This is a genomic window from Thermoactinomyces vulgaris (assembly GCF_003688725.1).
Taxonomy (GTDB): Bacteria; Bacillota; Bacilli; order Thermoactinomycetales; family Thermoactinomycetaceae; genus Thermoactinomyces; species Thermoactinomyces vulgaris.
Genome location: NZ_REFP01000008.1, coordinates 344,353 through 368,965 on the forward strand (window position 1 = coordinate 344,353; position 24,613 = coordinate 368,965).

The 24,613-nt window shown below is 46.8% G+C and carries 31 protein-coding genes and 4 tRNA genes; 31 read left to right on the forward strand and 4 right to left on the reverse strand.

Annotation, left to right across the window (positions count from 1 at the left end; all coding sequences use genetic code 11):
* The first annotated feature begins 7 nt into the window (after positions 1-7).
* The 17 genes from ATH33_RS06110 (at position 8) to ATH33_RS06185 (ending at position 11,086) form a co-directional block, all read left to right on the forward strand.
* Positions 8-346, forward strand: a complete 339-nt coding sequence (locus ATH33_RS06110; protein ID WP_049720324.1) for a competence type IV pilus major pilin ComGC — start codon at positions 8-10, stop codon at positions 344-346.
* Positions 336-791 carry a GspH/FimT family pseudopilin gene (locus tag ATH33_RS06115; RefSeq protein ID WP_037995095.1) on the forward strand — a complete coding sequence of 152 codons (456 nt, stop codon included), beginning with the start codon at positions 336-338 and terminating at the stop codon, positions 789-791. Before ATH33_RS06110 ends, ATH33_RS06115 begins: the two co-directional genes overlap by 11 nt.
* Positions 781-1,164, forward strand: a complete 384-nt coding sequence (locus tag ATH33_RS06120) for a hypothetical protein (RefSeq protein ID WP_037995093.1) — start codon at positions 781-783, stop codon at positions 1,162-1,164. Before ATH33_RS06115 ends, ATH33_RS06120 begins: the two co-directional genes overlap by 11 nt.
* Complete coding sequence (locus ATH33_RS06125) at positions 1,101-1,634, forward strand: hypothetical protein (protein WP_138614918.1); 534 nt, start codon at positions 1,101-1,103, stop codon at positions 1,632-1,634. Before ATH33_RS06120 ends, ATH33_RS06125 begins: the two co-directional genes overlap by 64 nt.
* Before the next feature lie 7 nt (positions 1,635-1,641).
* A complete protein-coding gene (locus ATH33_RS06130) occupies positions 1,642-2,007 on the forward strand; it encodes a hypothetical protein (protein ID WP_037995089.1) in 366 nt (121 codons plus the stop codon).
* 61 nt (positions 2,008-2,068) lie between these two features.
* Positions 2,069-2,269 (forward strand): YqzE family protein, encoded by a 201-nt coding sequence (locus tag ATH33_RS06135; RefSeq protein WP_037995087.1) that lies wholly within the window; start codon positions 2,069-2,071, stop codon positions 2,267-2,269.
* Positions 2,259-2,423, forward strand: a complete 165-nt coding sequence (locus ATH33_RS13580; protein ID WP_156097725.1) for a hypothetical protein — start codon at positions 2,259-2,261, stop codon at positions 2,421-2,423. The genes ATH33_RS06135 and ATH33_RS13580 overlap by 11 nt, the downstream gene beginning before the upstream one ends.
* A 99-nt stretch (positions 2,424-2,522) precedes the next feature.
* Entirely contained in the window at positions 2,523-3,629 is a 1,107-nt protein-coding gene (ispG, locus tag ATH33_RS06140) for a flavodoxin-dependent (E)-4-hydroxy-3-methylbut-2-enyl-diphosphate synthase (protein ID WP_037995084.1), read from the forward strand.
* A 136-nt stretch (positions 3,630-3,765) separates the two neighbouring features.
* On the forward strand, positions 3,766-3,981 hold the full coding sequence (locus ATH33_RS06145; protein ID WP_037995082.1) for a DUF378 domain-containing protein: 216 nt from the start codon (positions 3,766-3,768) through the stop codon (positions 3,979-3,981).
* Positions 3,982-4,094: 113 nt separating this feature from the next.
* The gene (locus tag ATH33_RS06150; protein ID WP_037995080.1) at positions 4,095-4,814 is read left to right on the forward strand and encodes a gamma-glutamyl-gamma-aminobutyrate hydrolase family protein; all 720 of its coding nucleotides are present in this window, start codon (positions 4,095-4,097) and stop codon (positions 4,812-4,814) included.
* Between the two features lie 44 nt (positions 4,815-4,858).
* Complete coding sequence (locus tag ATH33_RS06155) at positions 4,859-5,125, forward strand: DUF1294 domain-containing protein (protein ID WP_049720320.1); 267 nt, start codon at positions 4,859-4,861, stop codon at positions 5,123-5,125.
* Between the two features lie 62 nt (positions 5,126-5,187).
* The gene (locus tag ATH33_RS06160) at positions 5,188-6,159 is read left to right on the forward strand and encodes a VanW family protein (RefSeq protein ID WP_236533727.1); all 972 of its coding nucleotides are present in this window, start codon (positions 5,188-5,190) and stop codon (positions 6,157-6,159) included.
* Positions 6,160-6,282: 123 nt separating this feature from the next.
* The gene (locus ATH33_RS06165) at positions 6,283-7,260 is read left to right on the forward strand and encodes a 3D domain-containing protein (RefSeq protein ID WP_049720318.1); all 978 of its coding nucleotides are present in this window, start codon (positions 6,283-6,285) and stop codon (positions 7,258-7,260) included.
* Between the two features lie 420 nt (positions 7,261-7,680).
* Positions 7,681-9,051 carry a hypothetical protein gene (locus ATH33_RS13585; protein ID WP_170151230.1) on the forward strand — a complete coding sequence of 457 codons (1,371 nt, stop codon included), beginning with the start codon at positions 7,681-7,683 and terminating at the stop codon, positions 9,049-9,051.
* A gap of 99 nt (positions 9,052-9,150) precedes the next feature.
* Positions 9,151-9,360 (forward strand): hypothetical protein, encoded by a 210-nt coding sequence (locus tag ATH33_RS06175; protein WP_037995073.1) that lies wholly within the window; start codon positions 9,151-9,153, stop codon positions 9,358-9,360.
* Between the two features lie 206 nt (positions 9,361-9,566).
* Positions 9,567-10,223: a hypothetical protein gene (locus ATH33_RS06180; protein WP_037995071.1), complete on the forward strand. Its 657-nt coding sequence runs from the start codon at positions 9,567-9,569 to the stop codon at positions 10,221-10,223.
* Positions 10,224-10,246: 23 nt separating this feature from the next.
* On the forward strand, positions 10,247-11,086 hold the full coding sequence (locus ATH33_RS06185) for a PHP domain-containing protein (RefSeq protein ID WP_037995070.1): 840 nt from the start codon (positions 10,247-10,249) through the stop codon (positions 11,084-11,086).
* Here the strand turns inward: ATH33_RS06185 and ATH33_RS06190 are convergent.
* Together ATH33_RS06190 and ATH33_RS06195 are read right to left on the reverse strand one after the other, a co-directional pair.
* Positions 11,083-11,517 (reverse strand): GNAT family N-acetyltransferase, encoded by a 435-nt coding sequence (locus ATH33_RS06190; RefSeq protein ID WP_049720314.1) that lies wholly within the window; start codon positions 11,515-11,517, stop codon positions 11,083-11,085. The genes ATH33_RS06185 and ATH33_RS06190 overlap by 4 nt on opposite strands.
* Before the next feature lie 17 nt (positions 11,518-11,534).
* A complete protein-coding gene (locus ATH33_RS06195; protein WP_037995065.1) occupies positions 11,535-12,047 on the reverse strand; it encodes a 2'-5' RNA ligase family protein in 513 nt (170 codons plus the stop codon).
* A 258-nt stretch (positions 12,048-12,305) separates the two neighbouring features.
* On the opposite strand from ATH33_RS06195, the gene ATH33_RS06200 reads away from it, so the two are divergent.
* The 7 genes from ATH33_RS06200 (at position 12,306) to ATH33_RS06230 (ending at position 14,781) form a co-directional block, all read left to right on the forward strand.
* Positions 12,306-12,485 carry a hypothetical protein gene (locus ATH33_RS06200; RefSeq protein WP_037995063.1) on the forward strand — a complete coding sequence of 60 codons (180 nt, stop codon included), beginning with the start codon at positions 12,306-12,308 and terminating at the stop codon, positions 12,483-12,485.
* Between the two features lie 70 nt (positions 12,486-12,555).
* Positions 12,556-12,632, forward strand: a tRNA-Met gene (locus ATH33_RS06205).
* A gap of 5 nt (positions 12,633-12,637) precedes the next feature.
* A tRNA-Asp gene (locus ATH33_RS06210) sits at positions 12,638-12,714 on the forward strand.
* An 8-nt stretch (positions 12,715-12,722) separates the two neighbouring features.
* Positions 12,723-12,798: transfer RNA gene (locus ATH33_RS06215), tRNA-Ile, on the forward strand.
* A 38-nt stretch (positions 12,799-12,836) separates the two neighbouring features.
* Positions 12,837-12,911, forward strand: a tRNA-Val gene (locus ATH33_RS06220).
* Positions 12,912-13,141: 230 nt separating this feature from the next.
* Positions 13,142-13,690: a DUF4352 domain-containing protein gene (locus ATH33_RS06225; RefSeq protein ID WP_170151239.1), complete on the forward strand. Its 549-nt coding sequence runs from the start codon at positions 13,142-13,144 to the stop codon at positions 13,688-13,690.
* Between the two features lie 368 nt (positions 13,691-14,058).
* Positions 14,059-14,781, forward strand: coding sequence for a hypothetical protein (locus ATH33_RS06230; RefSeq protein WP_049720312.1), 723 nt, complete (start codon positions 14,059-14,061; stop codon positions 14,779-14,781).
* A gap of 61 nt (positions 14,782-14,842) precedes the next feature.
* Here ATH33_RS06230 and ATH33_RS06235 read toward each other — a convergent pair whose 3' ends face one another.
* Complete coding sequence (locus ATH33_RS06235; protein WP_369813511.1) at positions 14,843-15,952, reverse strand: S8 family peptidase; 1,110 nt, start codon at positions 15,950-15,952, stop codon at positions 14,843-14,845.
* 355 nt (positions 15,953-16,307) lie between these two features.
* Between ATH33_RS06235 and deoR the strand changes: the two genes are divergently transcribed.
* The 6 genes from deoR (at position 16,308) to ATH33_RS06265 (ending at position 22,545) form a co-directional block, all read left to right on the forward strand.
* The gene (deoR, locus tag ATH33_RS06240) at positions 16,308-17,264 is read left to right on the forward strand and encodes a DNA-binding transcriptional repressor DeoR (RefSeq protein ID WP_049720404.1); all 957 of its coding nucleotides are present in this window, start codon (positions 16,308-16,310) and stop codon (positions 17,262-17,264) included.
* A gap of 214 nt (positions 17,265-17,478) precedes the next feature.
* Positions 17,479-18,783 (forward strand): pyrimidine-nucleoside phosphorylase, encoded by a 1,305-nt coding sequence (locus ATH33_RS06245; protein ID WP_037995053.1) that lies wholly within the window; start codon positions 17,479-17,481, stop codon positions 18,781-18,783.
* Positions 18,784-18,798: 15 nt separating this feature from the next.
* A complete protein-coding gene (gene deoC / locus ATH33_RS06250) occupies positions 18,799-19,455 on the forward strand; it encodes a deoxyribose-phosphate aldolase (protein ID WP_037995051.1) in 657 nt (218 codons plus the stop codon).
* Positions 19,456-19,480: 25 nt separating this feature from the next.
* The gene (locus tag ATH33_RS06255) at positions 19,481-19,873 is read left to right on the forward strand and encodes a cytidine deaminase (protein WP_037995049.1); all 393 of its coding nucleotides are present in this window, start codon (positions 19,481-19,483) and stop codon (positions 19,871-19,873) included.
* A 209-nt stretch (positions 19,874-20,082) separates the two neighbouring features.
* Positions 20,083-21,288 (forward strand): ATP-grasp domain-containing protein, encoded by a 1,206-nt coding sequence (locus ATH33_RS06260; RefSeq protein WP_069201540.1) that lies wholly within the window; start codon positions 20,083-20,085, stop codon positions 21,286-21,288.
* A gap of 93 nt (positions 21,289-21,381) precedes the next feature.
* Entirely contained in the window at positions 21,382-22,545 is a 1,164-nt protein-coding gene (locus tag ATH33_RS06265) for a DUF819 family protein (protein ID WP_037995047.1), read from the forward strand.
* A 151-nt stretch (positions 22,546-22,696) separates the two neighbouring features.
* Here ATH33_RS06265 and ATH33_RS06270 read toward each other — a convergent pair whose 3' ends face one another.
* Positions 22,697-24,043, reverse strand: a complete 1,347-nt coding sequence (locus tag ATH33_RS06270) for a DNA recombination protein RmuC (RefSeq protein WP_052186679.1) — start codon at positions 24,041-24,043, stop codon at positions 22,697-22,699.
* 294 nt (positions 24,044-24,337) lie between these two features.
* Here ATH33_RS06270 and ATH33_RS06275 point away from each other — a divergent pair, with 294 nt between their 5' ends.
* Complete coding sequence (locus tag ATH33_RS06275; RefSeq protein WP_049720307.1) at positions 24,338-24,550, forward strand: hypothetical protein; 213 nt, start codon at positions 24,338-24,340, stop codon at positions 24,548-24,550.
* Positions 24,551-24,613: the final 63 nt, after the last annotated feature.

A 24,613-nucleotide genomic window follows, 5' to 3' on the forward strand; every position in this document is an offset into this window, starting at 1 on the left:
GAGGAACATGAATGTTCGTCGTTCGCATGGAGAAAACGGGTTTACTCTGATTGAAATGTTGGTTGTCCTGTTTATTATCGGTTTGATTTTGGCAATTGCCATTCCCAATTTGAAAGCGGCGGGATTAAAAGCACAGGAGAAAGCGGATCTGGCCAACCGGCAAATGATTGCGGCCCAAGCGGATCAGTATTTTTTGGAGTACGGGGAATATCCGACGGTTGAAGAATTGGTGAAAAGGGGTTATTTGCGTTCCATCCCTCCATGTCCGTCCGGAAACGGGAAATATGTGATCCATCCGGAACCAAATCTTCCTTTTGAACGGAGAGTCACTTGTCATGCCAAATGACGGAAAGTCGGGCGGCCAAGCGGGATGGACGCTGATCGAAGTTATTTTTGCTTTGTTTTTGTTTGGATTGTTGGCCGCTTTGTGTGTTCCCGCCGTCATGTCGCTGGGGGAGCGGGTGGAAAGAAAGCTGTTGATCGAGGAGCTTGCGACCCAACTGCAACTGGCGCAAATGGAAGCTGTCACGAGACAAGCGGAAGTGACAGTGCAGTGGGAAGCAAAGGAAGTGAAAGTGATCGAGGATGGGACGATATTAAGGAAAATGGATATCCCTCCGCCATACCGGTTGGACAGCAACTATCCGGGGCAACGGCTCACTTTCCGGGAAACGGGACAGGTGCGCGGTGGCACGGTCACTTTTTATGTAAAAGACAAGCCCGTCGGCCGCATTGTGATTCAAGTGGCTTCAGGACTGCCGATGATCGAGGTGTTCGTCAATGCCGTCTGACCGTTTCAACAGCTCAAGCGGATATTCGCTGGCCGAACTGGTCAGTGCCGGCTTTGTCCTGGGGGTGTTTGTGTTTTTTGCTTTGCCTGTGATGAAAGAAATGCGGATGCACTATGCTTCACAAATGTTGCAGATGGAGATATCAGAGGCCATGCAAAGCAAAATGGAAGAGCTTCAACATGCCGATCCAGGGCAATGCAAGGGGCAAGAAAAAGTAAAAAGCCGCAAGATCCCGCAAAAAGAAATCCTTATGCGCTGGGATTGCAAAAAGGTGCAACCTTTCTTATATCAATTGGAGTTGAAGGCTGAATGGGAAGGATTCGATGGAAAAACCGAAAACCGGCGATGGTTCACCCACCGGTTTTACCCGTGAAAAAAGAAGCCGGATTTACATATATTGAATTTTGTATTGTTTTGTCCGCTTTGATCGTTTTTCTGCCGGCCTTGTTTTTTGTGTCCTCAACCACCGAGAAAGAAATCAAAGAAATGATTCATCACTCCCGGTTGGAGATGGATTACCTGTCTTTTCTGGTATGGCTGGAAAAAGACGTCCAAAAAGGAGTTCATTTTCGGGAAACGGATGGCGTGTTATACATTGAGCAGGATCAACAAGTGATGATTCGCTACATGCTGAAAGACCGGCGCTTGATCCGAAGCGTCAAAAAGCCGGAAGACAAGGGTTTCAGGGGCACGACCATTGTTCTGAACCATGTTTATTATGCGCATTTTTTACCGGATGGAAACGGGGTGAAGTCGGATGTCGGATTGCAAAACTGGTATGCCCATCAGGAATTTCAAACGTACTTTTCAAAACGGTCACAGGAGGCAGACCCATCCCGGTGAGTGCGGCATGGCTCTGCCGGTCACTCTCATGGTCGTGACGTTTTTATTCACGCTGATCATGCTGTCGGTTTCGCAAATGGTTCAGGTGAGAAAGATGCAAACGCTGTATCAGGAAAGAGTGAAAAGCCGGTATGTGGCTGAAAGCGGGATCGCCGTCGTCCAGCAACAATTGCGGTTGAACGGGCAAAACCGGGCAGACGCGCCGGATGAAACCATGATTCAGGTGGAGGACCGGTATGTCTTGGTAAAAGTGGAAGTCAAGCCGTCCCGTGTCCATGTACAAGCCACCACGTGGGGGGAACAGGGAGTGGTGCAAACCGTGGAGGCCTTTCTCCATCCGGACACCTATGCTGTTTCGCGGTGGATCCGGTAAACCGGTATTTCCTGGTTTAAAGTTTTTTGTGCCGGGTCATGCTAAAGGCTGAGGTGATTCAATGTCATTCAGGGATTGGTTTACCTATTTGTTGGAAAGATTCATCTGGTATCTCGAAACCCCCCGGACCGAACGGAAGAAATTGAAACAATCGCGAAAAGAGCCTTGGAGTGTCCGCTGGTTTGGATTGATCCCTTTCTCGATGAAAATGACCATTGACAAACAACGAAGCAGATTGCGAGGGAAGCAAAGTGGAAAATAATTACCGGTTGATGAATTTGAAACAGGAGCCGAAGTTGTTGGAGCAAATTCAAAAATGGGAACGGGAACTTCATGAAAAGACCGGAAGCCATGTGGCCCTGATTGCTTACGAAGAAAAGCAAACGGAACAACTTCACAAAAAGGAGCGGGAGTGAAGCTCCTTTTCTTTTTGTTCTGTGTTATACTTTATAATTGAGTTTCGACCTTATTAATCGATTATAGATTTACCTATATTTAAAAGGAGCGAATCCTTGATGGTACATCGTACAAAAACCCGACCGGTAAAAGTGGGAAATATCCAAATCGGGGGAAACGACCAAGTTGTGATACAAAGCATGACCACAACCAAAACCCATGACGTCAAAGCAACCGTTGAGCAGATTCAGAAGCTGGAAGAAGCCGGATGCCAGATTGTACGCGTGGCTTGTCCCGATCAGCGTGCGGCAGAGGCCATTCCGTTGATTAAAAAAGAAGTGAATGTCCCCTTGGTTGCGGATATTCATTTTGATTATAAGTTGGCATTAAAAGCGATTGAAGGCGGGATTGACAAAATCCGTATCAATCCGGGAAACATCGGTCGCCGCGAAAAAGTGGAAGCGGTCGTCAAAGCCGCCAAGGAACGAGGGATTCCCATTCGGATTGGTGTGAATGCCGGATCTTTGGAAAAACGCATCTTGGAGAAATACGGCTACCCGACGGCAGAAGGCATGATTGAGAGCGCATTGTACCATATCGGCATTTTGGAAGAGTTGGATTTTCATGATATTATCGTTTCGTTAAAAGCCTCGGATGTCCGGTTGGCGATTGATGCATATAAATTGGCGGCCGAAACATTTGATTATCCTTTGCATTTGGGAATCACTGAATCGGGAACGTTGTTTTCCGGAACGGTGAAAAGTTCGGCCGGTTTGGGTGCACTCTTGGCGATGGGAATCGGAAACACTATTCGGATCAGCCTGAGTGCCGATCCGGTGGAGGAAGTGAAAGTGGCCCGCGAATTGCTGAAATCGTTCGGATTGGCAGCCAATGCCGCCACTTTGATTTCTTGTCCCACCTGCGGCCGGATCGAGATCGATTTGATCTCCATTGCCAACGAGATTGAAGAGTACATTGCAAATATCCAAGCGCCCATCAAAGTGTCTGTGTTGGGATGTGCCGTAAACGGTCCGGGTGAAGCTAAAGAAGCGGATATCGGAATTGCCGGGGCCCGTGGAGAAGGATTGCTGTTCCGTCACGGCAAGATTATCCGCAAAATTCCCGAAGAGAAAATGGTTGAAGAACTTAAAAAAGAAATCGACAAGCTCGCGGAAGAGTATTATAAAAAACAAGAAGCAGAGAAACAAAACGTTCTCAATGCTTAAAGAACAGCCATCCTTAAAAAAGGATGGCTTTTTCATTGGCACGGAAAACGGGTTTCCGGCATTTTTCCAATTCCATGTATAAATCCCGCTTTTTTTTGTGATACTATTGCTGATCCCAAGTTAAAGGAGGGACCTCATGAGAAAATTAGCTTTGATCTTGGTGATTATTGGCGCATTAAACTGGTTGTTGGTAGGACTTTTTCAATGGGATTTGGTATCGGCCATTTTCGGAGGCGAAGCTTTCAGGGAATCCTCCTTTCTCAGCCGCATCATTTATGCCCTGGTCGGGATTGCGGGGATTTATGCGATTCGCTTCCTCTTTGACGACCGTACAAAAGCCGAATCCCAATAACATGAGTGAAACTCCGGGCAAATCCGTCTGGAGTTTTTTCGGGGATAAAAAATTTGATTCTTTCGTAAAATCAGGAAATAAGTTAAGATCAAAAAAGAAAGGGGGAGGCAAAAATGAAACCGCTCATCGGACTGACGATGTCTTTGGAAAACGAGATCAAACAATATCTTTCCAAAGCTTACAGTGATGCGGTGTTTGAAGCCGGAGGGATCGCCCTGGTCATTCCCTATACCGTGGAAGATCACGTGATTCAACAACTGAGCTTAAAATTGGATGGATTGATTTTGACCGGGGGAGGGGATATCGATCCGACCTTGTTTGATGAAGAGCCGCATCCCGGATTGGGTGAAATCGTTCCGGACCGCGATGAGATGGAGATCGCGTTAATTGAACAGTTCATGGAGCAAAACAAGCCCATCCTGGGGATTTGTCGCGGTTGCCAGATCTTAAACATTGCGCTCGGAGGAGACATGTACCAGGACCTTGCCGCCCAAAAGCAAACCCTTTTGCAGCATGCACAGCGGGCGCCAAGGGATCATGCTTCCCACACCATTACCATTGTGGAAGATACCTTGCTCCAATCGATTTATCAAAAAGGGCTGGCCAAGGTGAACAGCTTTCACCATCAAGCGGTCCGCAATGTCGTGGAACCTTTTCGTGTTTCGGCCGTGTCTAAAGACGGGGTCATTGAAGCGTTCGAAAGCAAAGAACACCCTTTTATGATGGGAGTGCAATGGCATCCGGAGGACATGGTGAAAAGGGATGCCGATGCACACCGTCTCTTTTGTGCTTTTGTGGAGGCTTGCATCAGAAGAAAAAGGGGGGAAACCTGAATTCGACAACCTCCGGTTCCTGTGTTAATATGCGGAGTATGGTGATGATTTTATTGATTCTTGCTTGGATGATTTTAAACGGATTTGGTTTTTTGCTGATGGGATGGGATAAAGCCCAAGCCATGAAACGGAAATGGAGGGTCAGAGAAAGCGCCTTTTTTTTGCTGTCTTTTTTTGGAGGGGCCACCGGGGTTTGGATGGGGATGAAAGCTTTTCGCCATAAGACCCTGCACCGGTCTTTTCGCATCGGGGTTCCTGTGCTCTTTGCATGGAACTTGTTTTTTCTTTATGTTTTGTGGGAAATCATCTAGCCGTTTTTTCATACCCGCCTCCTTTTTGATGCAAACTATGGATCAAAAAGGGGGTTTCATTTATGAAGCGAACTAAACCGATTTTTCTCTTTATTCTTTTTTTGTCAAGCTTGTTTTTCTTTCCGGAAGCGGCATGGTCTTTTCAGGAAAAAAAGGATCCGGAAGTCCGGTTGATGGTGAGGTTTGGCGAAAACGAGTGGAGTTTGGATTTGCGTGAAATCGGCTTTGACGGGATCGACCCGACCACTTTGAATCAGGATGCGCTCATGAATCAAATCCGTGAGACTATCGAAAAAGAGGTGAATCGCAAGCCTCAACCGGCATACTACAAGGATCGCAAGGTGGTTCCTCATCAACTTGGAGTCAAGGTGGACCGCCAAAAAATCAAATTATGGTTTGACGAAATTCATGATTACATCAATCGCCCGGTTGATTTGCCCGTTCAGTGGTCCATGCCGGAACTTACCACGAAGGAACTATTGCAATTAAAAGAAAAAGTATTGGGCAGTTATACCACATTTTTTAATTACAGAAATGTAAACCGCTCGCATAATATCTATTTATCCGCCAAAGCCATCGACCATCATGTGCTGATGCCCGGGGAAACCTTTTCCTTTAACAAAGTTGTCGGAATTCGTTCCAGAGCGCGGGGATACCGGATGGCGAAGATCATCGTAAAAGGGGAATACAGCGAAGGGGTGGGCGGCGGCATTTGCCAAACTTCATCCACTCTGTTTAATGCCGTTGATATGGCGGGGCTTGAAATTGTTGAACGAAACAGCCACAGCCGCCGGGTGGCTTACGTGCCCAAAAACCGGGATGCCACCGTATCCTGGGGAGGGCCAGATTTCAAGTTTAAAAATACGCTTTCCAAACCGATTTTGATTGAAGCCGGCGTCAGGAAAGGAATGTTGACGATTCATATTTATGCTCCGAGCGATGCCCGTCATTTTCCGCGTGAAGTTCCCGAGCCTCCGAGTGAAAAAGAATCCATTCGGGAGGAAGTGAAAGAAAAAAAGGCGAATCTTGGATAAGCCGGCGACATATCTTTAATAAAAATGGGTGATTATTTGACAAAAGTTGGTGACTCGTAGATCATTCCGGGAACATTTGCTATAATCAAGTCATTGTTTCAGGCTCACCGAAGGAGGTATTGGATGAACAAGACCCTTCTCAGCAGCCTTGCGATGATTTTTCTCCTGCTGGCAGGATGTTCCGGGTCTTCCCAACAAGTGGAAGTCACGTTCAGTGACCAATCCAAAATGATCAAGCTTGAATCAAGTGATCATACTTTGGCAGAGGCGTTGGAGGGGGCTGGTTTGAATGTGGCGGAGTTGAAACGGAAATATTCGCCGAGCATTCAGTGGAACCAACCTCTTAAAGGACATAACCAAGTTCAATTGATCTGCAAATGTGAAGTCTCGCTTCAAGTCGGCGGAAAGGACATGGGAACGTTCGAGACTTCGAAGACGACCGTTGGTGATGTCTTGGAAGAAAAAAACATTCAAATTTCCGAGTGGGATGAAGTCAATCAGCCTCTGAATCAGAAAATCAAAGACGGCGTGAAAATCGTCGTGGATCGTTATGAACAGCGGATTCAGAAAAAAATAGAACTGGTGCCTTATAAAACCAAGGAAGTTGAAGATAAAGAATTGGCCAAAGGCGAAAAAGAAGTGGAGCAAGAAGGGAAAAAAGGGAAGAAAATCTACGAAGTCGCCATGATGTATAAAAACGGGGAGCCCATGGAGGAAAACGGGAAACAAGTGGTGAAGCAAAGATTGGTGGATACGGTTCAGCCTGTCGAAGAAATTGTAAAAATTGGCACGAATGAAGAATTGGCTGAAAAAGAAGACACCCAATTGGCGTCTGCCGGCACATTGACCGTTCAGGCCACTGGTTACACCCATACAGGCAGCAGAACCGCAACAGGTACATACCCGCGTCGTGGAACCATTGCCGTGGATCCGGATGTGATTCCTTTGGGAACAAAACTGTATGTTCCGGGTTACGGTTATGGAGTGGCGGAAGATACCGGAGGAGCAGTGCAAGGCCATATCATCGATTTGTTTTTTGAAACAAGAAGTGAAGCGATCCAATGGGGAAGAAGAACGGTAACGATCAAGATTTTAAAATAAAATAGAAAAAAGTGGACCTGCAATCAAAAGAATTGCAGGTTTTTTTTGTTGAATAGGGAATTATTTTTATAGCAGGGAGTTCTTCTTGGGTGAAGAGACATCGTTTCCTTCGCAATGATCTCCAAACGGCCCCGGCTACACCATCCTTCCATGAAGCATTCAAACCATCCGATCATGCCGTCACATTTTGGTTTAAATTTCCTCAGATAGAGGAATATTGTTAGTGAGAATAAAGTGATGTATGGGGGAAATGCAAGCAGATATTTGGTATATTTTGTGATATTTTCTTTGTTTTCGGTAGCTGATTGAGCTATACTTGAAAACAAGGAATCTTTCATCCGAGGTGTGACGATGGTAGGTCGGAATGAATCCTGCCCGTGCGGCAGTGGAAAAAAGTACAAAAAATGTTGTGAAAGGGTAGTGACTCTGTCTGTAGCTGAAAAAGCAAGAGAAGATCGGGAAAGTCAACTGAAGAATGATTTGCTGCATGAGTTTAATCAATGGTTCCATCGACACATGCCACCAGAAATGCAATTGGATTGGGTCGACCGTTTTAAGCAGTTGCTGAACATTCCGCCTGAAAAGCCGATTCCGCACGACATGTCCGCTTTCTTCCGATTTTGGCTGTTGTTTGATGCACCCAGCCTGAATCATAAACGTCCCGTAGAGATCTGGGCCTCCACACTTTTGAAAAAAAATCCCTACCAAAAACGACTTGCAAAAAGCTTTTGCCAATCCCGCTTTACTTGTTACGAGTTGTTGGATTTTGATGAACAAAAAACGGTCTATCGGATGCTGACGGGCGGCGGGGAGATGACGGTGAAGCATCCGGCAGGAGAATATCCGCCGGCACCTTTGATTTTCGGGCGGTTTGTCCGAATCGGCAATCATTATGAACTGATTGGCCCTTATACATCCTTCTTGCATGAGATGAGAGGGGAGATACTTTTGCAACTAGAGAAATACAACCACTTGGAAGAAGAAAATAAGTATACGACTTGGGAGAACGGTTGGAGAGTTTTTGGTTGGTCCATTCAACGTGCAGAAGAAATGGAAAATTCAAAATCTGTTCAAACAGGGCCAAAAGTTTCAGAAGAAAAAACCTCCGGATGGCCTGTCTTGGAGGAGAAAAATGAAACGTTGCCTTTGTATGTCATGCAGCAATTTGAACAATTTTTCATTCAATATGTTTCTTCTTTCCAAAAAGGGACGCAAGCTTTGTACAGCCAATCGATCGATAAATTGTACCAATACCTGTCCTCCCGGTTCGGAAACCGGTTTCGCTGGGAGCATTTGGATGAAGAGGCGTTTATTCATTTTCTCAGTAAATGGTATTTGGATCAGGGAAAATGCACACCTCAGGGTTCCCGCGTTTTCCTCAACACACTGAAGTATTTTTTCCGCTGGTTGGAAAGCGAAAAGATGGCTCACGTTTATCCGGTGTTCCGGAAAGTTTACATTTATTTGATCCGTACCTTGCCGGTTGCGGTTGAAGTGCGTAAATGGCTTTTGGATCATGGCATTTGTCAGGCTGAAAAGAATCCGGAAACGGTTGAAGAGAAACAGGAAATGTCGATGTTTACTTTTTCTTCTTCCGGACCGGTGGTCTATCTGGAAGGGAAATGGAAACCTGTCCATCTGTCGGCGGTTCCCTCGTTTACAACAGAACAGCGTTTTTGGATCCGGGGAAAGCTTGCAAAAAATGAAACGGGTTGTTATTTTACGCAGATCGACGGGGTCTATCCGGTGGTGGTTTTTGACAATCCGGCACAACTAATAAGTCAGAAATGATAAAAAGAAGCCATAGCAAGGAGTGGCTTCTTTTTTGTATGCAAAAGAACAAAAAAGAAAATAATAAGCATATCACTCAACCAAAAGGGGGATCTTCGAATGTTCCGCTTTCTCAACCAATTATTTGGACGGGAAAAAGATCAAAAACAACAACGCAACAATCAACAAGGGCAAAATAAAAAACAGGTCGAAGAACTGATGAATGAAGTGGGTCGTGAGTTGGGTGTGAATGAAAATACGCGTTCAACCAATCAGGACCCGAAGCAATTGGCGGAACGGATGAAAGAGGAGATCAAAAAACGGAAGTAAAAGGTGTTGAGTGAGGAGAGTACCCGGTCTGAAGCGGGTACTCTTTTTTTGTACTACAAAATTCAACGGGCCTGGATTCCTTTGTCCGGATGAAAATCCTGCCCGCAGGAGGGATTGAAATGCGTTGTTTGCCCCTGGACATGCCTCCATCGAGTTTGATTTCATGCCGGACTTCGTGTTTGATGTTACAGAGGGAGTGAATCCGGATGCATTCCAATTCCAACCATGAAATGATTCACTTTACGAATTGGCGGGAGCAATGGCAGCGGCAAAAAGAAAAAGAGTTTCAAACCATGCTTCAAGAAGTGGAGCAATGGGCCCGGCGGTTGATTTCCATCCGGGAAAAGATGCGGGCTCTTTATTGGTTTCAGCGATGTACCGGTTACCAACGCACCAAAGAATCAACAGCGGACATTCTCCCCGAACAAATATTTCAGCAGTGGTTTTTGTATGACTATTTTAATGTCAAACAGGAAAGGATGGTGGAATTCGTACTGAAAGAAGCCAAGCTTCATGATTATTGGGAATATGCTTCCAAGTTGATTGCGTCTTATTATTCGTTATATGAGATGCAACAAGAAGGCCAAACGGTGAAGCTTCGCTCTTTGCTGGAAGATGCGACCGAATGCCGTGTTGAGTGGTCCGGGACGGATGGACCGGGGACAGGGTGCACATACTATGCCTTGTTGAGGCCGGTCAAGGTGGGAGTCAGGTTTTATCCATTAAAGCCGGTTGTTTTTTTGACGAAAGAGCAGGCACAAAAGATGCAGGCATGGTCTTTTGAAAAGCGGAAGAACCGGACGGTTCCGGTGCGGATCTGGATGAAAGGCGAAGGGATGGGGCTGTTTCGGTTTGTTTTTTGAATCAATGAATGGAGGGGTTTTGCATGGGGAAAGTGGATTTACATGTGCATACAACGGCTTCGGATGGCTTGTTTTCTCCCGCCGGTGTGGTGCAGCTGGCGGAGGAAGCCGGGTTGAAAGGGATCGCCATCACCGACCATGATACCGTTGAGGGAATCGAAGAAGCCCGGGCAGAAGGAAAAAAACGGGGAATTGAAGTGGTGCCCGGTGTGGAAATCAGTACAATGTGGCAGGGGAAAGAAATTCACATGCTGGGATACCATATTGATATGTATGACAACCGTCTCCTCAAAATATTAAAGAAACAGCAAGAAGCCCGGCATCAACGCAATTTGAAAATCATCGACCGTTTAAACGAATTGGGGATTCCGGTTACTTATGAGGAGGTCATCGCCAAAAAGAAAAGAAATGCCCGAAAAAATCCGGGGAGGCCGCATATTGCCGAAGTATTGATCGATAAAGGCGTCGTAAAAACGATGGACGAAGCGTTTGATCAGTATTTGGGGAAAGATGGGAAAGCTTATGCGGTGGTTGAGCGGATTTCTCCGTTTGAAGCGATTGAATGCATTCATCAAAGCGGAGGAGCAGCCGTCATTGCTCATCCCGGTCTTTATGAGCAAGACGACTTGATCCCGCTCTTGGTGGAGAAAGGATTGGATGGCATAGAGATGAACCATCCTGATCATCCGGCTGATCAAAAAAGACATTATGAGGAGTTGGCGGATCAACTGGGAGTGCTGAAAACAGCGGGCTCGGACTTTCACGGGGAGCGAAACGGTTCCATGTATCACGCGCCGCTGGGCACATGCACAACAGACATCTCCGTCATAAAGGACTTGAAAAAACATCGCCTTTATCTTTAGAAAATTTTTTCCATCCGCATGTGTAAGATCCCGGCATCTTCAAACGGGGTGCCAAAAGCGACATAACCCAACTTCTCGTAAAAGGGCAACGCGGAGACTTGCGCATACAGCAAGACTTTTTTGGCCCCTTTTTGCCGGGCGAAGGTTTCCAATGCCTCCATCAATTTCGTGCCGGCACCGGTTTTTCGGTACTCTTTTAAAACGGCCACTCTTTCCGCTTTGCCCGTATCATGGTCAATAAAACGGAGGCGGCAGGTTCCGACGGGAATGTCTTCCAGCCAGGCAAGGAAATGGACGGATTTTTCTTCCCATTCGTCCATTTCCAAGTCTTTTGGCACTTGTTGTTCCTCGATGAACACCTTGGTCCGGATCGAATAGACAAGCTCCATTTCTTTGGAGCCGGTCGCTTGTTTTACGGTGGTGTCTGCCAATTGCATACCTTCCTTTCTCAGTCCTTGGCCAGCAGGAAAGATTGATGAATGCTCCAAGAACCGTTTTCCAATTGGTACATCAAATGAAAACGGTCAATTTTTGATTCCATTTGCACATTTTTCATTCGCAAGCTTCCGTAAACATCATGCAACTCATCTTCCGCCATTTTTTGCCCGATCGTGAGATGAGGGATGTATTTGTAGGGAGCTTCGACGCTTTCAAACACCTCGCTGATTTTATTGTGCAATTTGACCAAAGGCTCTCCATTTTCAATGGCATAATAGATGGTGTTGCTGGTGGGATGAAAGTGGCTGATTTTATGGAATTTAATTTGAAACGCTTTGACTTCTTTGGCGATTCTCTCCAGATCTTGAACCGCTTTCTCGAGTTTGTCGTCAGAAAGTTCGAATTTCTCTTTTAAAGTGATATGCGGGGGAATTAAGGAATAATGCGGATCATAGCGTTTTCGTAAAGCGTTTACTTTGTCTTGGACATGTTTCTGTGGAAAGGCAACAATGCCGTAGTACATCTGAATCCCTCCTCAAAATAGTGACTCCTATTATTATAACTTTTATTTAAGCAGAACGCATCTGTCTGCAAAGAATAAGACAGGCCGCAAAGATCCGGCCTGCCTGCTCAGAGGAGGGAATGTAGAGGTGTTGCAATGGTTGTTTTATTTTATGCGTTTCACATTGAACGGTTATGAAACCAGGCAAAAATATGCGTTTATCCAGGCATGAAAAGGAAGCGCCGCGGAAAAAATAGACATACAGGGAGGGTGTGAAAAATGACAAAGTGGATTTATTGGGCCAAATTGTTTGACAGTTCGTTTCAAGCGCGCTGCCTGGCAACACGCATGCAGGAAGATTGGTGGCTGTATGGTTACGACAGCCCGGAGGAAGTGGAAGTATTCCGCTCCAAAAAAGGGAAATACGGGGTGCGGTACATTTGGAGAAAAAAATTTTAAAAAACCCCTTGCATGTTCCAGAGAATTATTGTATATTAAAACATGTCGCTGATGACAAAGCGGAAAACGACGCGGGGTGGAGCAGTCAGGTAGCTCGTCGGGCTCATAACCCGAAGGTCGCAGGTTCAAATCCTGTCCCCGCAACCAAATGTGGAGCTGTGGTGTAGAGGCCTAACATGCCTGCCTGTCACGCAGGAGATCGCGGGTTCGAATCCCGTCAGCTCCGCCATCTTTAATGGGCCTATAGCTCAGTTGGTAGAGCAGTCGGCTCATAACCGATCGGTCACAGGTTCGAGTCCTGTTGGGCCCACCATATCACTTCCTTTTCTATTCACAAACTATTCAAAACTTGGGCAGTTAGCTCAGGGGGAGAGCGCTTCCTTGACACGGAAGAGGTCGTTGGTTCGATTCCAATACTGCCCACCAAATCGAACCCCTTCTTTTGCGAAGGGGTTTTTGCTTGGTAAACGGATACGCTGTGTCAGATCCGTTTCAAAATTGACGCCGGCCGGAGCCCGCTTCTTTTCATGGGGGGGATTTCCATGAGGGGAGCGGGCTTTTTGTGTCTTCATCCAATCCCGGTTGTCCGGTCCGGACAAAAACTTTTGATTTCAATACGAATGAATTATCCGGAGACCAAGGTAAGGAGGGATTGGATGAAGCGATGGATCTTATGGGGGGCAACGCTTTTGTTCGCAGGGGGTGTGTTGACGGGTTGCTCCACGCAAGGACAAAAAGCGGAGCCGAAAGCGGAAAATCTCGCGGCGGTCAGTGAGGAAAAAACGGATGCCGAGGAGAAACAAGAACCGACCAAAGAGGAAAAAGTGTTTCAAACCGGTGAAACCGCGGCTGTTGACGGGCTGGAGATCACCGTCCAAAGCGCCGTTTTAAAAGACGGAAACAAATATATTCCGCCGGAGAAGGGAAAAGTGTTGGCGGTTCAATTTCAGTTGGCCAACCAGAAGGATGAACCGGTGAGTGTGGGGGTAGAAGCGTTTAATTTATATGATGAGGACGGGAACGCATTGCAAAGTTATTTTTCCTATGATGACGGGTTTATGAAGGCCGATTTGCAAAAAGGGGAGACGAAAAAAGGCGTCCTCTATTTTGATGTTCCCCAAAAAGAAAAATATGTGCTCCTTTATAAGCCTAATCTTACGGATGAAAAAGAAATCAAATTTGAAGTGGCATTGCAACACTCCTGATGACAGCTGATGATCCGGGCAGGGAGAAATGGAAGCACCGTTTGCCCGGTTTTTTTGATCCACTGTGAAAGCGGATTTATCAGCGCAAAGGAAAATGGTTTAATAGGAGTAAGTGGTTATACAGCCTGTCCGGATCAAAATGGAACGCCTGTTGTTTTGTTGCATGGGGGAGGCATCGATTCCGCCTGCCTGTCCTAGGGAGTACTGGCACCGTTGTCAAAAAATTTCAGGTGTATGCGCCGGATCTCCCCTTGGCGATCTTTGAAAAATGCAAGCATTGGCCGCAAAGAGAACAGCCGGACAAATTCGTGCGGACTGTTACATCGTTTCTCAATCAAAAGGAATAACATTTACAATCGGGTGATTCAATGAAGTATCATTATGAAATCGAAAAGAAAGATTATCGTGATTTTGCAAGCGGACGGGTGTTGTACAATGTCCCCGGTTCCGCGCCGTTTCCCGTCCGGTTGGCAAGCGAAATTTTTTACCGGGCGCAATCGTTTTTAAATGAAGAAAAAAACGGGTTCAAGCTCTATGATCCGTGTTGTGGTTCGGGTTATCTGTTGACCGTGTTGGGTTTTTTGCATGCTTCCAAGATCCGTGAAATCGCGGCTTCGGATGATGATGAAAAAATGGTGGCGTTTGCGCGGAAAAATCTGTCCTTGCTTTCTTTTGCAGGGCTTCGTCGCAGAGAAGAAGAAATCCGGAAATACGTTAAGGAGTATGGAAAACCTTCGCATATAGAAGCGTTGGACAGTGTGCAGGTGTTAAAAGCTTATTTGAAGAAGGAACCCATCCAAATCACTTGTTTTCAAAGGGACATCACGAAGCCGGATGAAAACCCGGTCCAACGGGTCCAGGTCATCATCACCGATCTTCCATACGGGAATCTGGTTTCCTGGCGTGGAAATGATGAAAATCCGGTCCAATCCCTGTTTGAAAATCTGCGGAAAGCGATGGACTTAAACAACTCCGTCGCCGTCATTATTACCGGTCAGAAGATAAAACCGGAGCATGAGGGATTCAACCGGGTTCATCATTTTAAAGTCGGCAAACGGCATGTTTCATTTTTTAAACCGGTATCCTCATGAATTTTTTCAGCCGCTGATCAAAAAAAGCTGTCTGTGAAATCACAGACAGCTTTCGACTTCATTATTGAGAGACAGATTTTGCGGCATTGACACGGCCGTGTGCCCAATATTGGCCGGTTCCGGAGATTTGGTCAGCCGTTCCTTCGATGGCTTGACGGATTTCACTCGCACTTTTGCCTTGGGAGGCGAGCAATGCTGCCTGACCGGCAACCAGCGGTGTGGCCATGGAAGTTCCGGAAGCCGTTTGGTATCCCCCGCCGGGAACCGTGGATAAAATGTTTACCCCCGGAGCGGCTACATCAACCCAGCTTCCATAGTTCGAGAAGGAAGCGATTTTATCGTTGGAGTCGGTTGCGGCAACTGCGATGGCTTTTTCATAATAAGCCGGATAGCTGGGAGCGCTGGTGGATTCGTTCCCGGCTGCCGCCACCACAACAGCTCCTTTGCTTGCGGCATAATTCACGGCATTTTCCAATGTTGAAGCGCCTTGGGGAGATCCCAAGCTCAAGCTGATCACGTCAGCACCTTGGTCAGCGGCATGGGTGATTCCTTGTGCAACGGAATCCAGGGTGCCGGATCCGTTCGCATCCAAAACACGTTCTGCCAGAATTTTCACTTTCGGAGCCATACCGGCAATCCCGACGCCGTTGTTGGTCAAAGCAGCCGCGATTCCGGCACAGTGCGTTCCGTGCATATTTTCATCCATGGGGTCGTCATCGTTGTCAACGAAGTCTTTTCCTTTGATCACTTTTCCTTGCAGGTCGGGATGGTTGTAGTCAACCCCGGTGTCCACGATGGCCACCGTCACATTGGAAGAACCTTGGGTCACATCCCAGGCTTCTTCAGCACCGACGAGTTGAGGAGCATATTGCTCGCTGTATCTGGGATCATTCGGAGTGAAAAAGGCATGCACTTCATGGTTGGGTTCCACATATTCCACATTGGGGTTGGATTGGTATTGTTTCAGTACGTCTTCCATGTTTTGACCTTCGTTTACTTTCACCACTTGATAACCCAGTTGTTTATTGGTGGAAGTGATGGAGGCTTTTGCTTTGGCATGCAAGGCGGAAACGTCAGAAGATGTTGCGTTTTGTTTGAATTTTACGATAATTTCCTGAGGCTGTTTTTGAACCGTCTCCGCGTTGGCGTTGGATACGGTCGGAATGGACATAAACGTTCCCAATGCAAAGATGGCCGCCAGAGACAATACACGTTTCAGCAATGGGCTCATCCTTTCTATACTAAAATATTTTCAGTTAGGATTCTATTTTCAATTTGTTACAAAAGTTTAACGAATTTTATTCATTATTGTAAAAATGAATTTATATTAAAAAATAATAAAAATAACCTTTCAGAAAATAGAGCGTTGCCGGAGTTCCCGTCGAAAAATGCGGAAGTGTTTTCTTGTCCGCTTGACCGAAAGACGGAAGGAAACTTTTTTTTTCATCGTATGAAGGCGGCGAAAGATGAGTTCCGGATTCCATCCGTGCTATAATGGGCGTGACGAATTGATGATGGGTGAAAATATGGACCAAACAAAACTCAAGATGTTGATACAAGCAGCCAAAATGTATTACCAGGAAGATTACAACCAGCAGGAAATCGCCAACCAGTTGGGGGTTTCGCGTCCGACTGTGTCGCGCCTTTTGCAACAGGCCAAAGAAGAAGGAATTGTGCGGATTGAAATCGTGGATCCTTCTCTTCGTTTGGATCAACTTGCAGCTGCTTTAAAAGAAAGATACCGGATGAAAAAAGTGTTGATTGTACCGGTTCACAACTATGACGAAAAAACGGTGAAAAAAATGCTTGGCAGGCAGGCGGCCTTGTACTTGGACCAAATCGTTGCAGACGGGGATTTGATCGGTGTTGCCTGGGGGACAACCTTGTATCAGGTTGCGCTTCATTTGAAGCACAAGCCGGTCAATCATGTGCATGTGGTGCAATTAAAAGGAGGCGTCAGTTACTCGGCGGAGCATACTTATGCCTCGGAAATCATGCAAAGGTTCGGGCAAGCTTACGGAACGATTCCGCATTATCTCCCGCTTCCCGCCATTGTCGACAAGGCGGTGGTGAAAGAAGCAATCGAAGCCGACAAGCACATTCAAAAACTGCTGAAAATGGGGAGACAGGCCAATATTGCGGTTTATACCGTCGGGGAAGCGTTGTCCGATTCCCTGTTGTTCCGGTTGGGTTATCTGAACAAGGAAGAGTTGGAACTGCTCTCCGCCAAAGCCGTCGGGGATATTTGCTCCCGTTTTTATGATGAAAACGGCAAGATTTGCGATGAACGTTTAAATCAACGAACCATCGGCATTGAATTGGACGAATTGAGAAAAAAGGAGCACTCCGTTTTGGTGGCGGGGGGATTGAATAAAGTGAAGGCGATCCGCGGGGCTTTGCGGGGACGGTATGCCAACGTGTTGATCACAGATCAGCACACGGCCCGATTGCTTCACGAACAAAGCGGCGGAGAAAACGAATGAGCGACGATACGGGGCATTCGGATTGAATGCTCTTTTTTATTTTCCGTTTCGCCGATCATAATAAGGAGAAAGAGGATTGGAAAGATGTTGGTTTTACATTTGTTAATATTTTAATTTACATATGTTCACCCCTTTGATATATTTGCTTTGAAGGCAGGAATGGAATAAGTCGGATGGCTTTGTGCGATAAAGAATGAAGGGAGTCGTTAGGAAAATGCGGATGATCGATTTGATCGAAAAGAAAAGAGATAAAAAGGCGTTGACCGAAGAAGAGATTCGGTTTTTGGTGCAAGGTTACACCCGGGGAGAGATTCCGGATTATCAAATGGCCTCCTTTTTGATGGCGGTTTATTTTCAAGGGATGACTCCTGAGGAAACCGCTCATTTTACCATGGAAATCGTCCGCTCGGGAGAGCAGATCGACTTGTCTTCCATTGAAGGGATCAAGGTGGATAAGCACAGTACCGGAGGCGTGGGGGATACCACCACATTGGTGCTGGCGCCGCTGGTGGGTTCGGTCGGTGTGCCGGTTGCCAAAATGTCCGGCCGCGGGCTGGGGCATACCGGCGGAACGATTGATAAACTTGAATCCTTTCCCGGATTTCATGTCGAGGTGGATAATGAGCAATTCATCCGGCTGGTGAATCAAAATAAAGTCGCCGTCATCGGCCAGTCCGGAAAGCTGACGCCTGCCGATAAAAAGTTGTATGCCTTGCGGGATGTGACCGGAACCGTCAATTCCATTCCGCTGATTGCCAGTTCGATCATGAGCAAAAAAATTGCTTCCGGTTCGGATGCCATTGTATTGGATGTGAAGGTGGGAGCCGGGGCTTTCATGAAGAGCATGGAAGATGCGCGGCAACTTGCCCGGACCATGGTGGAAATCGGCGGCAATGTGGGAAGAAAATCCATGGCGGTGATCTCGGATATGAGCCAACCGCTCGGTTTCGCCGTCGGAAATGCCCTCGAAGTCAAAGAAGCCATTGACACGTTGAAAGGAAAAGGGCCGAAAGATCTGGAAGAGCTTTGTTTGACGTTGGGCAGCCACATGGTTTGCCTGGCCGGCAAAGCCCAAACTCCGGAAGAAGCCCGATCATTGCTCAAAGAATCCATGAACAACGGAAAAGCGCTTGAAACCATGAAGCAATTTATCCGGGCGCAAGGCGGGGACGACCGGTATGTCGATCATCCGGAGCAGTTGCTGACCGCAAAGTATACGATGGAAGTGAAAGCGAAAGAGGACGGATATGTCTCCGAAATCACAGCCAATGAAATCGGAACGGCCGCCATGATGCTGGGAGCCGGACGGGCCACCAAAGAATCCGAAATCGATTTGGCGGTGGGATTGGTGTTAAACAAAAAGATCGGCGATTCCGTCCGCAAAGGAGAGACACTCGTCACCATTCACAGCAACCGTTCGTCGGTGACAGACGTCATTGAAAAAGTGGAACAGGCTTATGCGATCAGCCAAAAACCGGTTCAACCGCCTGCTTTGATTCACGACATTGTTCAAGGATGACAGGAGGAAGAAGAAATGGAAAAAAGTCAAATTGCCAAACTGATCGATCACACTTTGTTGAAACCGGATGCAACCAGGGAACAGATTGTCCGTCTTGCGGAAGAGGCCAAAAAATATGATTTTGCGTCCGTATGCGTCAATCCGGTTTGGGTTCCGCAGGTCTGTGAAATTTTAAAAGAGACTGATGTGAAGGTGTGTACGGTGATCGGATTCCCGCTCGGGGCAACCACACCGGAGACCAAAGCCTTCGAAACCCGCAACGCAATTGAAAACGGGGCGACGGAAGTCGATATGGTGATCAATATCGGTCTGTTAAAAAGCGGCCGGTATGAAGAAGTGGAAGAAGACATTCGTGCAGTGACCAAGGCGGCCGAAGGAAAAGCGTTGACCAAAGTGATCATTGAAACCTGTTTGTTGACGGATGAAGAAAAAGTCCGGGCATGTGAAATCGCTGCCAGAGCCGGGGCGGATTTCGTCAAAACGTCGACCGGTTTTTCAACAGGAGGAGCCACCGTGGAAGATGTCGCACTGATGCGCAAAACGGTGGGAGACGATCTGGGCGTGAAAGCATCCGGAGGCGTACGCAGCCTGGAGGATCTGATGAAAATGGTTGATGCCGGAGCCAACCGCATTGGAACCAGTTCCGGAGTCAAAATCATGGAAGCAAAATAAGCATTAAGCAGAAAGGTTGAGATCCATGGACCGTGACCAACTGATTGAGGAAGCCAAAAAAGGGATGGAACGGGCTTATGTCCCTTATTCCAAATTTAAAGTCGGCGCCGCTCTTTTGACCAAAGAGGGGAAAGTGATCCGCGGGGCCAATATTGAAAACGCTTCTTACGGACTGACCAATTGTGCCGAACGGACCGCCATCTTTAAGGCCGTTTCAGAAAACGAACGTTCTTTTTCCGCCATGGCCGTGGTGGCGGATACAGACGGGCCGGTTTCGCCTTGCGGTGCGTGCCGCCAGGTGCTTTCAGAGTTTTGCGATACGGACATGCCGGTTTATCTGTCCAATTTGAAGGGGGATGTCATGGAGACGACCGTTGGAAAACTGCTTCCCTATTCGTTCTCCAAAAAAGACTTATAGATCCACGATCTCTTGAGCCTTGCGAAGCCGGTTTCGCAAGGTATTTTTAATTAAAAGAAAATTAATCATTTTCTACATATATTTATTGACATAAAATAGCGTTTTTTCTAATATTAAGAGGAGCACCCTGAATGTCGGGGGTTCATGAATTTGCTTCATTTATCGGTGTTTTGAGATCCTCAAGAAGACAGAAAAAAGGGGGAAACAATTTGAGTATACTGATTTTCAACCGATTGCCCCATTATGATGTTCCTTATAACCAATGGTTGAAGGAACTGAATGAGGATCTGTATCTCATGACAAACACCACTTATGCCAAGGATTTTACTCAATATGCCCAAGTTTTTGCTTTTGAAAATTATGATTATAATTCTGCCATTGAATTTCAAGCTTTGCAATTGTACCGCGAACATCCGTATCACACCATCATTGCAACGGCCGAGAGAGATATCCTGAGGGCAGCCAGGCTGAGGGAATATTTGGGGATTGAAGGGCAATCCTGGGAAAGTGCCATCGCGTTCCGCGATAAAGTCAAAATGAAATCCATTCTAAGCGAGGCACGCATTCGGGTTCCTCAATATGCCCGTTTGAATTCAGCCATTGATTTGTATGCGTTTATTCAGGATCATCATTATCCGGTGGTGGTGAAGCCGGTTGACGGAATGGGGTCGAGGAACACCACCGTTCTGGAGAATGACCGCGACACCATCCGGTACCTGACCAAAGGCTTGGAGCATAATCTGGAAGTGGAACAATTTATTGAGGGAGAAATGTATCATATTGATGGTTTGATTCTAAACGGCGAAATCGTTTTATGCTGGCCGTCCAAGTATTTGAATGATTGCTTGGCTTTTCACGAGGGCAAATATTTGGGAAGTTATTTGTTGTCACCGCAAAATCCGCTGACGGCGCGTATGCAAGAGTATGTTTGTTCCGTTTTGAAAGTAATGCCGACGCCTGAGCACACTTCTTTTCATGCCGAAGTGTTCCATACACCGGATGATGAATTGGTCTTGTGTGAGGTGGCTTGCCGCACCGGGGGATCCCGGATTTGCGAAGAGTATCGCCAAGCTTTCGGGGTTGATTTGACGAAATTTTCTGTACAAGCCCAGTGCGGGATACCGGTTCAGCTGCCAAAACGGTTGCAGAAAGAGAAAAAACCAAAAACCCAATTTGGTTTTGTCGGGATTCCCCCGAAATACGGCACGTTTGTAAAGGGACCCAAAGCGGAAGAATTGCCGGAATGGATCACGGAATACCGGTTGCTCGCCAAACCGGGGCAATCTTATGCCGGAGCCAGCACGAGCGTGGATTACGTCGTGACCATGGTGATTACCGGACGGACGGAACAAGAAGTGCTCAGCCGGATTGAAGAGGCGGTCGAAATGGTGAACAGAAAAACGGAGTGGAAGTAGATCAGTATCGTCTTGGATATTTTTATCCAAGACTTTTTTTATTGAATGTATGATAATGGTGGAAAAGCAAAGAGTTTGAAAAGGAGGAGTTGGATGAATCAAGATGCATGGATCACCAGCCCTTTGGGAGTGGGGGCCGTAATCACTTTACTTATTTGGTTTTGCTTTTGGCTGGATCAAAAATACCGTTTTTTCTCTTTTCTCGGAACCGCGATCCTGGTGATCACCGGCGGGGCGGTTTTGGTCAATTTGCATGTGATTCCTTCTTCTTTGGGGGAATCAAATCCCGTTTATCAATTTGCCGGAGATTACGGTGTACCGCTGTCCATTGTCCTGTTACTGTTATCCACGGATTTTCGAAATTTGCGCCGATTGGGAAAACCGGCGTTTATCGCTTTTGGCCTCGCCGCCATCGGTACCGTTTGCGGGGCAGTGTTGGGAGGGCTTTTGACGGCCGGCCGGATCGGGGAAGAGAGTTGGAAAATCACCGCCCAATTTGCGGCCAGTTACATCGGCGGCGGGATTAATTATGCGGCGGTGGGAAAAGCGCTTGAAACATCAGAAACCATGTATGCGACCGGAGCTGCCGCCGACAACATCATGACCAACGTCTGGATGGTCGCGACAGCCGTGATTCCGGTGTTATTCCGCCGCTTTTACCCTTCGGTTCAGGACAAGGGAGAGAAAGGGGAAAAAGCCGGTGAAGGTTTCTTCCAACCCAAAAAAGTGACGATTTTTGATCTGGCGGCAATGCTTGCGGTTGCCTTTTCCATCGTGGCAGTCTCCGAATGGGTCACGCCATGGATTCAGCAAGCCAGCGGCCTTGAAATTCCAAGTGTGATCTGGTATACCACATTGGCTCTGTTGTTGGCCTGGTTTACGCCGGTCTCCCGGTTGCAAGGGGGAGAGGCGATCGGGAATTATTTGCTTCATCTGTTTTTTGCCACCATGGGCGCCGGGACTATCTTGAATACATTGGTGGAAAAAGGACCGGTGGTGTTTCTATTTCTCGTTCTTGTCATCGCCATACATGCACTGATTGTTTTCGGTGTGGGGAAATGGTTCAAACTGGAAGTGGAGATGTTGGCGGTGGCCAGCCAGGCGGCCATCGGAGGGCCATCGACGGCCCTTGCGCTGGCATCGTCCAAAGGTTGGGCTTCATTAATGACTCCCGCCGTGTTAATGGGGATCTTCGGTTACGCGGTGGGCAATTATATCGGGATCATGGTGGGGAACCTCATGAGAATGATTATCTGAGATTTTTGGTTTTCGGTCAAAGGGACTCCATCCTTGGGCAGCCGGTGCGTCGCCTGTCTGTGTCTGCCCAAGGAACACCCCGTTATGTGTTGAACCACCCGCCCGTTTCCGGCCGGATCGGTTTCACCACATGATAAAACCTGTTCCACGGTCACTCCCCCTGATCCGTTAATTCATCCGTTTCGGGATCGGCCGGAGTCGGGGGGATGCTTTTGGGTTGGGGCAGGTTTTCCACTTTGTTCAGTTTCTTTTTCATGGTTTCCGTTTGCCGGCTCGCCTGGCCGATGGTTTTTCCGGCTTCTTCAATTTTTCTTTGTGCTTTGGCCAGGTAGTCTCCGAACCGGTACAAATCATTTTTTAAAATGCTGAGCCATTCCCAAGCTTCATGGGTATGCTTTTCAATTGCCAAAGTGCGAAAGCCCATTTGCAAACTGTTTAAAAAAGCGGACAATGTTGCCGGCCCGACAATGGAGACACGGTATTTGCGCTGAATGCTTTCCCATAATCCCGGACGGCGCAAGATTTCGGCATATAAACCCTCCAAAGGCAAAAATAAAATGGCAAAGTCCGTTGTTTTCGGGGGGGATATATATTTTTCGCTGATCTTTTTGGCTTCTTGTTTGACCCGGTTTTCCAGGTTTTTTCCGGCCTGGGCCATTTGATGGACATCTCCGCTTTCCTGCGCTTCCAACAGGCGCTGATAATCTGCGAGGGGAAACTTGGAGTCGATCGGAAGCAATACAAATTTCCCTTCTTCCTGTTTCGAAGGCAGTTTGATGCAAAATTCCACATTTTCCTTGCTGTTTTCTTTGACACGCACATTTTTTTCATATTGTTCTGAAGACAACATTTGTTCCAAAATATTCTCCAGTTGAATTTCGCCCAACACCCCGCGGTTTTTGACATTGGATAATATTTTCCGCAAATGGTCCACACCGGTGGCCAGATTTTGCATTTCCCCCAAGCTTTTATGTACTTGTTCCAGACGTTCGCTGACCAATTGAAAGGATTCACCAAGACGTTTTTCCAAGGTGTTGTGCAACTTTTCATCCACCGTTTTGCGCATTTCCTCCAGTTTTTTCTGGTTTTCGGTTTGGATGGCCGCCAGTTTTTCTTCGACTTGGGTCCGGAGATGATCAAATTTTTGTTCGTTCATCCGGGTCAGATCATTCAGTTGTTTGGAAAAGCTGTCCAAGAGATCTTTTTGTTGCGATGCAGATTCGCGTAGCGTGGATAAAGTGGCTTTGGTCAACGTGGTGAAAGACTGCTGCAATTCTCTCCGGTTTTCCAGTGAAGACGTATTCCACTCCTGACGGTTGTACCCCATTTCTTCCCGCACTCTTTTTTCCAATTTTTCTTGCTGGGCTTGGAGCGTTTGCAGCTGGTAAAAAAGATCGTTCCAAGGATTTTCTTTCGTTTTCGTGAGCGATTGCCGGTACAAAAAATAGAGAACCCCCCCGTTCAGAAGAAGAGAGAGGATGGCGATCAGTGTACTCACTCTGCATCCCACCTTTTTGTCTTTGGTTAAAAATTCCTTATCTTATTATAGCGATCTTTTTTTCTTTCGTCTCCGGGAGCGGAAGATCAAGGATCGGATTTGTCGTTTTTTTAGGTGTTGGAAAAAATTTAACAGTTTACCGGACCTGAATGTTTGTTTTCCACAATTGTGACCAGATTGATCCATGTTGTTCAATAAATCTTATAGAATACAAGCCGTGGAATCTTGACCCTCTCCGTATTCCTTTTTAAAATGAAAACACAGGACGAAGCGTTTTAATATAAGGAGTGAAAAATGAACAAAACGTCTTTTTTGATCATCGTAGCTTCTGTCATGACTCTGATCGTACTGATGCCACCAAGCAATAAAATATGGCTGAATCATTGGGAAATGCTGCTTCAGTCGGGAGGAATCGAAAAAGGCGTTTCTGCTGAGAAAAATCCGGAAAAACAAACCACCCTGTGTTGTTACATAAAAGAACGGTTGGAAGGGTTGGCGACGGAATGATGGATATATCCTTTTTGGAAGAGTTGCACCATGGCAATCACCAATGCTGAAAACGGGTGTTAA